Origin of the sequence: Roseomonas sp. TAS13, from assembly GCF_001950415.1 — a bacterium.
GTDB classification, from domain to species: Bacteria; Pseudomonadota; Alphaproteobacteria; order Acetobacterales; family Acetobacteraceae; genus Roseomonas; species Roseomonas mucosa.
On sequence record NZ_BDLP01000089.1, the window covers coordinates 1 to 13,352 of the forward strand.

The following is a 13,352-nucleotide window of genomic DNA, read 5'->3' on the forward strand; positions in this document are numbered from 1 at the left end:
GATGCTGGGCCTTGCCATGATAGGCCTGCAGCCCGCCGAAGCGCAGATGCGGCGAGGCGGCGATGCGCCCGGCCAGCGCCACCGCTTCAGGCCCCGGCGCGACGCCGCAGCGCCCGGCCCCGACATCGATCTCCACCAGCACGGACAGGCGCCGCCCCGCCGCCTCGGCGGCCTCCTCGATCAGCGGGATCGCCGCGGGGTCGTCGGCGCAGACCGCCACCCGGGCGATGCCCGACAGCGCCGCCAGCCGCGCCAGCTTGCGCGGCGAGACCACCTCGTTGCTGACCAGGATGTCGTCCACCCCGCCCCAGGCGAGGATCTCCGCCTCGGCCACCTTCTGCACGCACTGGCCGACAGCGCCGCGGGCCATCTGCAGGCGCGCGATGACGGGCGACTTGTGGGTCTTGGCATGGGCGCGCAGCTTCGCGCCGGTGGGGGCCAGCCGGGCCGCCATGGCATCCAGATTGGCCTCGAAGGCATCGAGGTCGAGGATCAGGGCCGGGGTCTCGACCTCGTCCTCGCGCATTCCCGGCTCCGCCGGCATCCGCTGCAGCATTCCACCCATCCCCTGGATTCGCCCGGGGCACGGTAGCGCGGGGCGCCGCCCCTGTTCAGGCCGCCGGGATCACCAGGGCTCTGCCCCCGCGAGATGGCGGGGCACGACGAAGGCCCGGGCGCGGCGCGGGCCATGGCGGGTCAGCACGCGGAAGGGATGGAGGCGGTAGCAGGCGCCCTCATAGGCGCGGAGGCGGCGCATCGCCCCGGCGGCGGGGCGGATCAGCATCCCCGCCACGGTTCCGCTTGGTGCGGAGCGAAGGGTGGGGTAGGGGGTGCCGCGGAAGACCACCCGGCGGTGGCCTTCCAGGCTGGCGGGCCGGGCCCGCCATGGCAGCCGGGGGTCTCCCGACTGCCGGGCCAGCACGCGGCGGTCGAGCAGCGTGCCGTAGAGGAAGAGCGGAAGCGTCAGTGCCCCGCGTTCTCGCCCGAGAAATCCGGCGCGGCGAGGCCGGAGGCCTGGAGCTGCTCGGACAGGCTGGTCTTCAGCCGCTCCAGCCCTTCCTCGCTCTTGGCCTCGCAGCGCGCGACCAGCACCGCCTGGGTGTTGGAGGCGCGCAGCAGCCACCAGCCATCCTCGGTCAGCACCCGCACGCCGTCCACGTCCTGGACATTGGCGCCGGCCTTGGCGAGGCGGTCCTTCACCTCGGAGACGACAACGAACTTCTTCTCCTCGGGGCAGTCGAAGCGCAGCTCCGGGGTGTTGATCACCTGCGGCAGCGCCTTGCGCACGTCGGAGAGCTTCTCCGACATCCGCGCCACGACGCCCAGCAGGCGCACGGCGGAGTAGGGGGCGTCGTCGAAGCCGTACCACTTGTCCGCATAGAAGGTGTGGCCCGACATCTCGCCGGCGAGCGGCGCCTTGGTCTCGGCCATCTTCTGCTTGATCAGCGAATGGCCGGTCTTCCACATCAGCGGCTTGCCGCCGGCCTTCTCGACCTCGTCGAACAGGACCTGGGAGGCCTTCACGTCGGCGATGATGGTGGCGCCCGGCATGGCCTTCAGCACGTCGCGCGCCAGCACCACCAGGAGCTGGTCGCCGAAGAGCATGTGGCCCTCGTCGTCCACCACGCCGAGGCGGTCGGCGTCGCCGTCGAAGGCGATGCCCAGGTCGGCCTTCTGCTTCTTCACCTCGGCAATGATCTGCTCGAGGTTCTTCGGCACGGTCGGGTCGGGGTGGTGGTTCGGGAAGCGGCCATCGATCTCGGCATTGATCACGATATGCTTGCCCGGCAGCACCTTGGCGAGCTTCTCGGTGATGATGCCGCCGGAGCCGTTGCCCGGGTCCCAGACCACCGTCAGCTCGCGATCACCGCCATCGTAATCCTGCATCATGCGGGCGACGTACTTGTCGGCGATGTCCACCGTCTCGAAGGAGCCCTGGGCCTCCACCACCACGTCGCCGGCCGCCGCCATCGTGCCGATCTGCTGGATCTGGGCGCCGAAGAAGGGCTTGTTCTTCAGCACCATCTTGAAGCCGTTGTAGTCGGGCGGGTTGTGGCTGCCCGTCACCATCACGCCGCCATCGGCCTTCAGCTCATAGGCGCCGTAGTAGAGCATCGGGGTCGGGCAGCAGCCGACGCGCAGGACCTTCAGGCCACAGGCCATGAGGCCCTTCACCAGCGCCTCCTCCAGCATGGTGGAGGACAGGCGGCCGTCATAGCCGACCGCGACCACCGAGCCGCCCTCGCGCTTCACGATGGTGCCGAAGCAGCGGCCGATCGCGAAAGCGTCGTCACCGGACAGCGTCTTACCGACGATGCCGCGGATGTCGTACTCGCGCAGGCTGGTCGGGTCGAATTTGTGCTGGAACGTCATGCGGGTTCCTCAGGATCGTCCGATGGAATGGTAACGGAAGCCGGCCTGGCGCATCGCCTCCGGCTCCCAGGCATTGCGCAGGTCCAGAACGAGGTCGCCGCGCATGGCCTGGCGCAGCTTCTCCGGCGACAGGGCGCGGAACTCGTTCCACTCCGTCAATAGCACGGTGGCGTCCGCGCCGCGTGCCGCATCCAGGGCGCTCTCGGCGAAGACCACGCTCCCGGGCAGGAGCTGGCGGGCATGGCCGGAGCCCTGCGGGTCATAGGCACGGATCTCCGCCCCGGCCTCGACAAGGCGGGGTATCACCGCCAGCGAAGCGGCCTCGCGCATGTCGTCGGTCTCGGGCTTGAAGGTCAGGCCCAGGATGGCGACGGTCCTGCCCCGCGCGTCGCCGCCCAGCGCCGCGACCACGCGCTCGGCCATCTCCAGCTTGCGCGCGTCGTTGTAGGCGACGGTCGCATCCACGATGGACATGGGCGCACCATGATCCTGTGCGGTGCGGGACAGGGCAAGCGTGTCCTTGGGGAAGCAGGAACCGCCGAAGCCCGGGCCGGGGTGGAGGAACTTGCGGCCGATGCGGCCGTCCAGCCCCATGCCCTTGGCCACGGCATGGACATCGCCGCCGACCTTCTCACAGAGGTCGGCCATCTGGTTGATGAAGGAGATCTTCACCGCCAGGAAGGCGTTGGAGGCGTACTTGATCAGCTCCGCCGTCTCCAGCCCGGTGGCCAGGATCGGCGTCTCGATCAGGTTCAGCGGGCGGTAGAGCCGCCGCAGCACCGCCTCGGCGCGTTCGTCCTCCACCCCGATCACCACCCGGTCCGGGCGCATGAAGTCGCCGATGGCGCTGCCTTCGCGCAGGAATTCCGGGTTGGAGGCGACCTGGATGTCGAGGTCGGGGCGGGTCTGGCGGACGATCTTCTGCACTTCCCGCCCCGTGCCGACCGGCACGGTGGACTTGGTGACCAGCACCAGCGGCCCTTCCGCCGCCCGCGCCACCTGCTCGGCGGCGGCATAGACGTAGGACAGGTCGGCATGGCCGTCGCCGCGCCGAGTGGGCGTGCCGACGGCCAGGAAGACCGCATCGGCCCGCCGCACCGCCTCGGTGAGATCGGTGGTGAAGTGCAGCCGCTCGTCGCGGACATTGTCCTCCACGAGCCGGTCCAGGCCCGGCTCGTAGATCGGGATGCGGCCCTCCCGCAGGGCCCGGATCTTGTCGGCGTCGCTGTCCACGACGTGGACGTCCACGCCGAACTCCGCGAAGCAGGCTCCGGAAACGAGGCCGACATAGCCGGCCCCGATCATGGCGATACGCAAGTGGTGGCCCTTCTCAGTCGCAGTACTTGGGCAGGAACTCGCGCACCTTGTCCGCCAGGTCCGGCCGCTTCAGGGCGAAGGCGATCTGCGCCTCCAGGAAGCCGCCCTTGTCGCCGCAGTCGAAGCGGCGGCCCTCGTAGCGCAGCCCGTGGAAGGGCTGGTCGGGGATCAGCTTGGCCATGGCATCGGTGAGCTGCACCTCGCCGCCCGCGCCGCGCTCCATGCGGGAGAGGTACTGCACCACCTCCGGCATCAGCACGTAGCGGCCGATGATGGTCAGGTTCGAGGGCGCCTCTTCCGGCGAGGGTTTCTCCACCAGCCCCTTCACCGAGACCAGCTTGCCCTTGTCCTCCGCCACGTCGAGCACGCCGTAGTTCTTGACGCGCGACATGGGGACCTCCTCGATCGCCACCACGTTGCCGCCAGTCTCCTGGTAGGCATCGGCGAGCTGCTTGGTGCAGGAGGTCTCGCAGAGCATCAGGTCGTCGGGCAGCAGGATGGCGAAGGGCTCGTCACCGATGAAGGCGCGGGCGCACCAGATGGCATGGCCCAGGCCCATCGGGATCTGCTGGCGCACCGTGGTGATGCTGCCCGGCGGCAGGGACTGATGCCGCAGCATCTCCAGCAGCTCGGTCTTGGAACGCTCCTCCAGGGTGCGCTCCAGCTCGTAGGCGACATCGAAATGCTCGACGATGGCCGTCTTGCCGCGGCCCGTGACGAAGCAGAACTGCTCGATACCCGCTTCCCGGGCTTCCTCCACCGCATACTGGATCAGGGGCTTGTCGACGACGGGCAGCATTTCCTTGGCCAGCGCCTTGGTGGCGGGCAGGAAGCGCGTGCCCAGGCCCGCGACGGGCAGGACAGCCTTGCGAAGAGGCTTGTTCACAACATCGGGTCCTTTCGAAACGCAGGCTAGGATTGCCATGAGGCTTGGCCGCTGTCAGCCCACGGGTAAAGCCACTTATGGTTGTAGGTTAATATTTCAACGAAGCAACGTATCGCGTGCCTCGTTGAGCCGGGCGGCCAGCCAGTCGGAGCCTCCCCGGTCGGGATGCGCCACCCGCATCAGGCGCAGATAGGCGGTCCTGACCTGATCCGGGCTGGCATCCGCCTGGAGGCCGAGCACCGCCAGGGCCTCCTCCCGCCCCATTGGGGCCACGCCGGGGCGGGGCGCGCTCCCCTCTTCCTCCGGTTGCATCCGGGCAATCCACGTTTCCAGCAGAGGCAGGCTTTCCGGATCATTCTCCAGGCAATCCGCGAAAATTTCTTCGATTTGTGATCGTTGGAGCATGGCGAGGTCGCGCCCGGCATGGCGGCCGCGAAGCACCGTCCCCGACATGGTGCCCGTGGTCGGATCGATCCGCAGCGAGAGGGTGGCCGTCTCCACGGTGTCCTCCGCCGGTCCCTGCGGGGGCGGAGCGGCGCCGAAGCCCTGCGCCAGGCGCCGGGCCTGCCACCGCCGCCAGGCCAGAGGGCCCAGGGCGAAGAGCAGGAAGAGCGCCATCGGCCCCCGGCCGCTCAGGACCAGCAGGCCACCGATGGCCAGGGCCAGGAAGACGGCGAACCAGAGAAGCGCCGCCCGGATCTGCGTCACCGAGGCGCTGGCGAAGCCGCGAAGCGCCAGCAGTACCAGAAGCAGCGCGGCGCTGCCGAGCGCGATCCAGACCATGGTGCTTCAGCGTCCCTCCCGACACGCCGTTGCCAGCGGCATGGAACGGAGGGCCGAGCCATGCGTGGCGAAAGGAGGCACCGGGATCATGCGCCAGTGCCGGGCGGGGCGGGGAGCTGCCGGGCAAGGGTCTGCGCCGCCGTGCTAGGCAGACGCGACAGGGCGGCGCGGCCACCCGCCGCATAGACCGCCACGGCGCGCAGTAGCTCCGCCAGGGCGCGCGGAGAGGCCGAATCGAACGGAGCCCAGGCGCCGCCGGACAGCCGGGCCACCTGCCGGAACACGTTCTCCACGGCCGGGTCACGACCTTCCTGGAACAGGAAGACCGGCGTCCTCCGGGCGCCGAGCAGCCCGGCGGCGTGGCAGACCGGGTCCGCCGGCTCCTCCAGCGCATCGCCGACGAAGACCAGCGCGGCGAGGCGCTCCCGCCCGGTCTCCGCCAGCGCATGGTCCAGCAGGCGCAGCAGCTGGGTGCGGCCGCCGAGGCAGGACAGGCCGGACATGCGCCGCGCCAGCTCCGCGCCATCGGTCAGGTAGGGGGTGGCGGCGAACTCGCCGAAGCCCCGGTAATAGGCCAGCGACACCGCGATGCCGCCCAGGCCGCGGACCGCCAGGAACATCTCCCCCTGCACGGCGCAGGCGCGGTCCCAGGCCGGCTGGCGGCTGGCGGTGGCATCGATGCCGAACAGCAGCCGCGCCGGACGCGGACGCGGCGCGAGGCGGAGGCCGGGCAGGGCCTCGGCCCGCCGCAGGAAGCCGGCCACCGCCCGGCTCGGGGCGGCGGGACCGGAAGGAGGAAGGACGGGCGGCTTCGCCATGCAGGAAGAATGGGGGCGCGGTCCGCCCGGCGCCAGGGTCCATCGGCGCCCCGGCCGCCGCCCTTCCGGACGGGGCCGGGGCGGTGCGGGAGCTCAGGCGTGGTCCTGCGCCTGGACCTCCTTGGCCACCACCAGCGCCGTCAGGTTGACGATGCCGCGGGCGGTGACGGAGGGCACCAGCACATGCACCGGCTTGCGCATGCCCAGCAGCATGGGCCCGATCTGCAGCCCGTCGGTGGCCGCCTTCACCAGATTATAGGCGATGTTGGCCGAATCGAGGTTCGGGAAGACCAGCAGGTTCGCCGCTCCCTCCAGCCGGCTGTCGCAGACCACGCGGTCGCGGATCGCGGGGATCAGCGCGGCGTCGGCATGCATCTCGCCATCCACCATCAGGTCCGGCGCCTTGGCGCGGATCAGCTTCAGCGCGTCCCGCATCTTCTTGGCCGAGGGGGCCTGCGAGGCACCGAAGGAGGAATGCGACAGCAGCGCGGCGCGCGGTTTGCGGCCGAAGGCATGCACCTGCTGCGCGGCGAGCAGCGTCATCTCGGCCACCTGCTCCACCGTGGGATCCACCATCAGGTGCGTGTCCACGAAGAACAGGTTGCCCGCCGGGGTGATGACGCCGGTCAGGGCATAGGCCCGGCCCACCTGCGGGTCCTTGCCGATGATGTCGTTCACCTGGTGCCAGTGGCGCATCCACTCGCCCGTGCCGCCGACGATGGCGGCGTCCACCTTGCCCGCCTCCAGCAGCAGTGCCGCCGCCACCGTGGGACGGGTGCGGACGTTCAGCGCGGCGGCATCCGGAGGCACGCCCCGCCGCCCGGCGCGGCGGGTATAGACCTCGGTGAGCGGCCCGAAGACCTCGGCATCCGCCACCGGGTCGAGGATGGTGACGCTCCTCTCCAGGTCCATGCGCAGGCCCATGGCCCTGACCTTGGCGGCGATCACCTCGCGCCGGCCGACCAGCACCGGTTCGGCGATTCCTTCGTCCAGCACGGTCTGCACCGCGCGCAGGGTGCGCTCGTCCTCGCCCTCGGCATAGGCGACGCGCTGCGGCGACTTGCGCGCGGCCTCGAAGACCGGGCGCATCAGGTCGCCGGAGCGGAAGACGTGCCGCTCCAGCTTGCGGCGGTAGTCGGCGAGGTCGGCGATCGGGCGGGTGGCGACGCCGCTCTCGGCGGCGGCCCTGGCCACGGCCGGGGCGATCTCCAGGATCAGGCGCGGGTCGAAGGGCTTGGGGATGATGTAGTCCGGCCCGAAGACCGGCGCCTGCCCGCCATAGGCGGCGGCCACCACCTCGCTGGCCTCGATGCGGGCGAGGCGGGCAATGGCCTCCACCGCCGCGACCTTCATTTCCTCGTTGATCGTGGTGGCGCCGGCATCCAGCGCGCCGCGGAAGATGAAGGGGAAGCAGAGGACGTTGTTGACCTGGTTCGGATAGTCCGACCGTCCGGTGGCCACGATCGCGTCCGGCCGCACCGCGCGGGCGGCCTCGGGCAGGATCTCCGGCTCGGGATTGGCGAGCGCCAGGATCAGCGGCTTCTCACCCATCGTCGGCAGCCACTCGGCCTTGAGCACGCGCGGGGCGGAAAGGCCCAGGAAGACATCGGCGCCGCCCAGCACGTCCGGCAACTTGCGCGCATTGGTCTGGCGGGCATAGCGCGACTTGTAGGGGTCCATCAGGGTGGTGCGGCCCTCGTAGACCACGCCCTCGATGTCGCAGACGGTGATGTTCTCGTGCTTCGCGCCCATCGCCACCAGCAGGTCGAGGCAGGCCAGCGCCGCCGCACCCGCGCCGGAGGCGACGATCTTCGCCTGGCCGATCTCCTTGCCCTGCAGCAGTAGCCCGTTGCGCACGGCGGCGGCGACGATGATGGCGGTGCCGTGCTGGTCGTCGTGGAAGACCGGGATCTTCATGCGCACCCGCAGCTCGCGCTCGATCTCGAAGCACTCGGGGGCCTTGATGTCCTCGAGGTTGATGGCGCCGAAGGAAGGCTCCAGCACCGCCACCGCGTCGATGAACTTCTGCGGGTCGCGTTCCTCGACCTCGATATCGATGCTGTCGATACCGGCGAACTTCTTGAAGAGGGCCGCCTTGCCCTCCATCACCGGCTTGGAGGCCAGTGCCCCGATGGCGCCCAGGCCGAGCACGGCCGTGCCGTTGGTGATCACCGCCACCATGTTGCCGCGGGTGGTGTAGTCGTAGGCGGTCTCGGGATTCGCCGCGATCTCCTCGCAGGCGGCGGCGACGCCGGGCGAGTAGGCGAGCCCGAGGTCGCGCTGGGTGGCCATGCGCTTGGTCGGATCGATGCTCAGCTTCCCTGGACGCGGGAGCCGATGGTAATCGAGCGCGGCTTTGCGGAAATCCTCGTCCATGATGCCCTCTTCGCGGCAGCCAGATCGGGCTGCGCCCCAACGTCAACAGTCAAAACCGACTGTTCACCCTTACCAGCGGAGGGCGTTCGGGGAGAGGTGCCTGGATGAAGAAAATCTGGTGCGGTCGAGAAGATTCGAACTTCCACGGGGTTTCCCCCACCAGCACCTCAAGCTGGCGCGTCTACCATTCCGCCACGACCGCGTGCAGACGAGGCGCCTATAACCGATGAACACGGACCTAGCAACGGCCCCCATGACAGTGATTTCGCCCGAAAGCCTCTCCACCCTCCCGGAAAACGGATCCGCGCCTGGATTGGAGGCCGGGAAGGGCCCCCTCTGGACGGTGGTGGAAGGGCGCATGCCCTATCCTGAGGCCCTGGCGGCCATGGAGGCGCGCGCCGCCGCCATTCGCGCCGGCACGGCCGGGGAGGCCGTCTGGCTGGTGGAGCACCCGCCCACCTATACCGCCGGGACCTCCGCCACCGCGGAAGGGCTGGTGGATGCGCGATTCCCTGTCTTCAAGGCCGGGCGGGGCGGGCAATGGACCTATCACGGCCCCGGCCAGCGCACTGCCTATGTCATGCTCGATCTGACCAGGCCGCATGGCCGCGTCGTGGCGCGGGACGTGCGGGCCTATGTCCATGGGTTGGAGGACTGGATCATCCGCGCCCTGGACCGCTTCAACGTGAAGGGCGAGCGGCGCGAGGGGCGGGTCGGCATCTGGGTCGCCGATCCGGTGACGAAGCGGGAGAGCAAGATCGCCGCCATCGGCGTGCGGGTGACGCGCTGGGTGAGCTGGCACGGGATCGCGCTGAACGTCGAGCCGGACCTGTCGCATTTCGGCGGCATCGTCCCCTGCGGCATCAGCGAGCACGGCGTCACCAGCCTGCACGCGCTGGGCATTCCCGCGACCATGGAGGAGGCCGATTCGGCCCTGCGCGGCGCCTGGGCCGAGGTCTTCGGCTGAAGCCTTGTCCGGTCTTCCCGCCGGGAGGGCCGCTCAGTGCAGGGTGGGGGAGGCCGCCGGCCGAGCCTCGAACGGCACCACCACGCCGCCTCCGCCCCCGGCCCGCAGCGGCAGGCCGTGCCCGGCCCGGAGCAGCTGCCGGGCCAGGGGCTGGATGGCCCGGACGCATTCCTCCAGCGTATGGGGCATGGCCAGCCCGGCCAGCCGCCGGGCCGCCTCGGCCGGCCGGTCCCGTTGCGCCAGGGCGAGGCATTCCAGCAGGGCCAGCTCGTCCGGGCTCACCTCCTCGCAGCAGACGCAGTTCACCTCGATCAGGCGCACCGCACCGCCGTTGAGCGCGCCCATCATGGCGTCGAGCGGCCGCATCGCCCCGGGGGCGCCGACGGCGTCCATCGCCTCCTCGATCTCTTCCGCCAGGGCGATCCCGTGGAAGCGGTCCAGCACCCAGGCTCGCATCGACCAGAGCATCAGGTTCTCGACCGGGGACAGGGACCAGACCCGTCGCCTCTGGCAGGTCCTCTGGCGGGCATCGTGCATGGGACATCTCCGGTTCCGGGCGGCGTCGCCCCAGGGATGAGCTTACCCGCTTCGCAAATGCAATTGCAATTCGTTTGCATTATCAGGGCGCGTGGCTATCCTGCCCGGGCCATGACCTTACCCTGCGACCTGCTGCGCCTGACCTCCAGCGAGCACCTGCTGCTCTGGTGCCTACGGACCGTCGTCCAAAGGGGCGAGGATGCCGAGATCCACCAAGGCATCGTCGGCGCCTTCGAAGGGGAGGGGGAGGGGACGGCGCGCGCCCTGTACCGTTTCCTCTTCCTGCTGGGCCTCGGCGCCCGCCGCCCGATCCTGATGGAGGCGCCCGGCTGCCTCCGGGTGACCAGCGATGAGCGTCGGCTGCTGGCCACCCTCGCCCTGGCCCAAAGCGGGTTGGCCCAAAGCGGGTTGGCCCAAGGTGGGGCCGAGGCCCCGGCGGAGGAGAGGCCGGACGCGCCCCGGGCGGCCCTGGCCGCGCATCTCTCCTGGCTGGTGCGGGGGACGGCGACCGGCCCTGTCACTGCCGCGGCCCGTGCCCTGGCCCATGCGCTGCTGGAGCAGGATCACCACCTGCCCCTCCCGGCCTCGCAGGCACCCGCCCCCGTGCCGGAGCCAGGGGGAAGGGTTCGCCTGCGCCTCGTGGCCTCCGTCTCCGCCGCCCCTGCCGCCCCCCATCCCGAACCCCTGATGAGGTCCGCCATGCCCTGGCCGGAGACTGCCCGATGACGGCGCCGCTGCTCGATGTCCGGGACCTGACGGTCCGCTTCGATACCTGGGAGGGCACGGTTCATGCCGTGACCGGCGTGACCTACGCGCTGCAACCCGGCGAGACGCTGGGCATCGTGGGCGAGAGCGGCTCGGGCAAGAGCGTGCACGTCCTTTCCATGCTGGGGCTGATCCCCAAGCCGCCGGGGCGCATCGCCGCCGGCAGCGCGCTCTTCGAGGGGCGCGACCTGCTCGCCATGAGCGAGGCGGAACTCCAGGAGCTGCGGGGTGGCAAGATCGGCATGATCTTCCAGGACCCGATGACCTCGCTGAACCCGGTTCTCACCGTCGGCTACCAGATCTGCGAATCCCTGCGCCGGCACATGAAGCTGTCGCGCGGCGCGGCGCTGCGGCGCGCGGTGGAGCTGCTGGACCTGGTCGGCATTCCCGACCCGCACAAGCGCGTGGAGCAGTATCCACACCAGTTCTCCGGCGGCATGCGGCAGCGCGCGATGATCGCCATCGGCATCGCCTGCGAGCCCAAGCTGCTGATCGCCGACGAGGCCACCACCGCGCTGGACGTGACGGTGCAGGCGCAGGTGCTGGACCTGATGCGCGACCTCAAGCGCAAGCTGGGCATGGCGATGATCTGGATCACCCATGACATGGGCGTGGTCGCCGGCCTCGCCGACAATGTGCAGGTCATGTATGGCGGCCGCATCATGGAACGCGGCCCGGCCCGCGCCGTCTTCCACGACACGCGCAGCGCCTATACCTGGGGCCTGCTGCGCTCCCTCCCGGACGAGGAGGAGATCCTGCCCGCCGTCCAGGCGGACAGGAAGCGCAAGCGCCTCTACCAGATCCCGGGATCGCCACCCGACATGTACCACCCGCCGGCGGGCGATCCTTTCGCCCCGCGCAACCCGCTGGCCACCGAGCGCTGCCTCGCCGAGGTGCCGCCGCTGGTGCAGGCACGGGAAGGCGAGCCCGGGCATCTTGTCGCCGCCTGGTACGACCTGCGCGCCGCGCGTGCGGCGGGGGTGGCGGCATGAGCGCCGGGACCATGACCGACGGGGCCATGACCGACGGGGCCATGACCGGCGGGGCCATGACCGGCGGGGCCATGACCGGCGGGACCGTGCGCGAGCCGCTGCTGCGCGTCGAGGGGCTGACGCGGCACTATGTGAGCAAGGGCCTCTTCGGCAAGGTGACGCATACGGTGCGCGCCGTGGACGGGATCTCCTTCGACCTCCAGCCGGGCGAGACGCTGGGCCTGGTCGGCGAATCCGGCTCCGGCAAGAGCACCACCGGCCGGCTGGTGCTGCGGCTGGAGGAACCGACGGCCGGGCGCGTCTTCTTCGAGGGCGAGGAGATCAGCCGCCTGCGCAAGCAAAGCCTGCGCCGCGTGCGCCAGCGCCTTCAGGTGGTGTTCCAGGACCCCTATGCCTCGCTGAACCCGCGCATGCGCGTGGGCGACAGCGTGGGCGAGCCGCTGACCAACCACGGTGCGGTCCGTGGCCGCGCGGCGCAGCGCGAGAAGGTGGCGGAGCTGTTCCGTCTCGTTGGCCTCGATCCGCGCTTCATGGACCGATTCCCGCACCAGTTCTCCGGCGGCCAGCGGCAGCGCATCGGCATCGCCCGCGCCATCGCCCTGCGCCCCAGGCTGATCGTGGCGGACGAGCCGATCACCGCGCTCGATGTCTCGATCCAGGCGCAGATCGTGAACCTGTTCATGGACCTGCAGGAGGAGATGGGCATGGCCTATCTCTTCATCGCGCATGACCTGGGCATGGTGCGCCACCTCTGCCACCGCGTCGCGGTGATGCTGCGCGGCCGCATCGTGGAGCTCGGCAGCACGGCGCAGGTCTTCGGCGATCCGCAGCACCCCTATACCAAGGCGCTGCTTTCCGCCGCGCCGATCGCCGATCCGGACCGGGAGCGTGCCCGGCAGCGCCTCTTCTACGAGCCGAAGCCCGCCGCGCCGGACGCAGCGCTGCGCGAAGTCTCGCAGGGGCATTACGTGCTGGCCTGAGCGCGGCCCCGTTCCGCCAGGGACCGGGGAGTTCAGCGCAGCGGGAAGCCCAGCCTGCCCAGCGCCTCCCGCAGCCGGTCCCGCCCCGCCATGGCGCGCAGCGTGCCCCAGCGCGCCATGGCCCGCTGCGTCCAGGTATAGGGGCTGCGCTCCTGCCCCCTGCTGAAATCCTCCAGCGCCGCGTCGTAGCCGGGCAGGGCGCGCATGTCTGCCTCCGGGTCGTAGCGCTCGTGATGCAGGACCGCCGACTGCGGCAGGCGCGGCTTCACCGCCCCGCCATCCGGCGCGGGATAACCGACGCAAAGGCCGAAAACCGCCGTGGCGCCGGGCGGCAGGCCGAGTTCCGCCGCCACCGCCTCCAGATCGTTGCGCAGGGCGCCGATATAGACCGTGCCGAGGCCCAGGGATTCCGCCGCGACCACGGCGTTCTGCGCCGCCAGCCCGGCATCCAGCGCGGCGACGAGGAAGGTTTCCAGGAAGGGCAGGCCTTCCAGGGGGCGCCCTGTCCGTTCCGCCAGCCGGGCATGGCGCGACAGGTCCGCCAGGAAGACGAGGAAG

The 13,352-nt window shown here is 70.6% G+C and carries 14 protein-coding genes and 1 tRNA gene; 4 read left to right on the forward strand and 11 right to left on the reverse strand.

Annotated features, from left to right (window positions below):
- The 9 genes from ROTAS13_RS09510 to ROTAS13_RS09550 all read right to left on the reverse strand — a co-directional run.
- The coding region (locus ROTAS13_RS09510) for an alanine racemase (RefSeq protein WP_171979064.1) at window positions 1-556 on the reverse strand (556 nt) is incomplete at its 3' end.
- 69 nt (window positions 557-625) lie between these two features.
- Entirely contained in the window at window positions 626-1,078 is a 453-nt protein-coding gene (locus ROTAS13_RS27085) for a gamma-glutamylcyclotransferase family protein (RefSeq protein WP_099782141.1), read from the reverse strand.
- Window positions 964-2,373, reverse strand: a complete 1,410-nt coding sequence (gene pgmG, locus ROTAS13_RS09520; protein WP_058389060.1) for a phosphoglucomutase/phosphomannomutase PgmG — start codon at window positions 2,371-2,373, stop codon at window positions 964-966. Before pgmG ends, ROTAS13_RS27085 begins: the two co-directional genes overlap by 115 nt.
- A gap of 9 nt (window positions 2,374-2,382) precedes the next feature.
- Window positions 2,383-3,690 (reverse strand): UDP-glucose/GDP-mannose dehydrogenase family protein, encoded by a 1,308-nt coding sequence (locus tag ROTAS13_RS09525; protein ID WP_026033476.1) that lies wholly within the window; start codon window positions 3,688-3,690, stop codon window positions 2,383-2,385.
- Between the two features lie 13 nt (window positions 3,691-3,703).
- Window positions 3,704-4,576 (reverse strand): UTP--glucose-1-phosphate uridylyltransferase GalU, encoded by an 873-nt coding sequence (galU, locus tag ROTAS13_RS09530; protein WP_019462644.1) that lies wholly within the window; start codon window positions 4,574-4,576, stop codon window positions 3,704-3,706.
- 96 nt (window positions 4,577-4,672) lie between these two features.
- Complete coding sequence (locus ROTAS13_RS09535; RefSeq protein ID WP_075822192.1) at window positions 4,673-5,359, reverse strand: hypothetical protein; 687 nt, start codon at window positions 5,357-5,359, stop codon at window positions 4,673-4,675.
- 86 nt (window positions 5,360-5,445) lie between these two features.
- A complete protein-coding gene (locus ROTAS13_RS09540) occupies window positions 5,446-6,123 on the reverse strand; it encodes a hypothetical protein (protein ID WP_079253254.1) in 678 nt (225 codons plus the stop codon).
- 147 nt (window positions 6,124-6,270) lie between these two features.
- On the reverse strand, window positions 6,271-8,553 hold the full coding sequence (locus ROTAS13_RS09545; RefSeq protein ID WP_058389774.1) for an NADP-dependent malic enzyme: 2,283 nt from the start codon (window positions 8,551-8,553) through the stop codon (window positions 6,271-6,273).
- 116 nt (window positions 8,554-8,669) lie between these two features.
- Window positions 8,670-8,755: transfer RNA gene (locus ROTAS13_RS09550), tRNA-Leu, on the reverse strand.
- 111 nt (window positions 8,756-8,866) lie between these two features.
- Between ROTAS13_RS09550 and lipB the strand changes: the two genes are divergently transcribed.
- Window positions 8,867-9,520 (forward strand): lipoyl(octanoyl) transferase LipB, encoded by a 654-nt coding sequence (lipB, locus tag ROTAS13_RS09555; protein WP_075822193.1) that lies wholly within the window; start codon window positions 8,867-8,869, stop codon window positions 9,518-9,520.
- 33 nt (window positions 9,521-9,553) lie between these two features.
- Here the strand turns inward: lipB and ROTAS13_RS09560 are convergent, their stop codons facing one another.
- Window positions 9,554-10,057 (reverse strand): hypothetical protein, encoded by a 504-nt coding sequence (locus ROTAS13_RS09560; RefSeq protein ID WP_075822194.1) that lies wholly within the window; start codon window positions 10,055-10,057, stop codon window positions 9,554-9,556.
- A gap of 111 nt (window positions 10,058-10,168) precedes the next feature.
- On the opposite strand from ROTAS13_RS09560, the gene ROTAS13_RS26190 reads away from it, so the two are divergent.
- From ROTAS13_RS26190 to ROTAS13_RS09575, 3 genes are read left to right on the forward strand one after another with little or no spacing between them, the layout of a single operon-like run.
- Window positions 10,169-10,783 carry a hypothetical protein gene (locus tag ROTAS13_RS26190; protein ID WP_126281876.1) on the forward strand — a complete coding sequence of 205 codons (615 nt, stop codon included), beginning with the start codon at window positions 10,169-10,171 and terminating at the stop codon, window positions 10,781-10,783.
- Entirely contained in the window at window positions 10,780-11,814 is a 1,035-nt protein-coding gene (locus tag ROTAS13_RS09570; protein WP_058389771.1) for an ABC transporter ATP-binding protein, read from the forward strand. Before ROTAS13_RS26190 ends, ROTAS13_RS09570 begins: the two co-directional genes overlap by 4 nt.
- Window positions 11,811-12,794, forward strand: a complete 984-nt coding sequence (locus tag ROTAS13_RS09575) for an ABC transporter ATP-binding protein (RefSeq protein WP_253187651.1) — start codon at window positions 11,811-11,813, stop codon at window positions 12,792-12,794. Before ROTAS13_RS09570 ends, ROTAS13_RS09575 begins: the two co-directional genes overlap by 4 nt.
- Window positions 12,795-12,826: 32 nt before the next feature.
- On the opposite strand, the gene ROTAS13_RS09580 is transcribed toward ROTAS13_RS09575, so the two are convergent.
- On the reverse strand, window positions 12,827-13,352 hold a 526-nt coding region (locus tag ROTAS13_RS09580; protein WP_171979066.1), incomplete at its 5' end, for a nitroreductase family protein.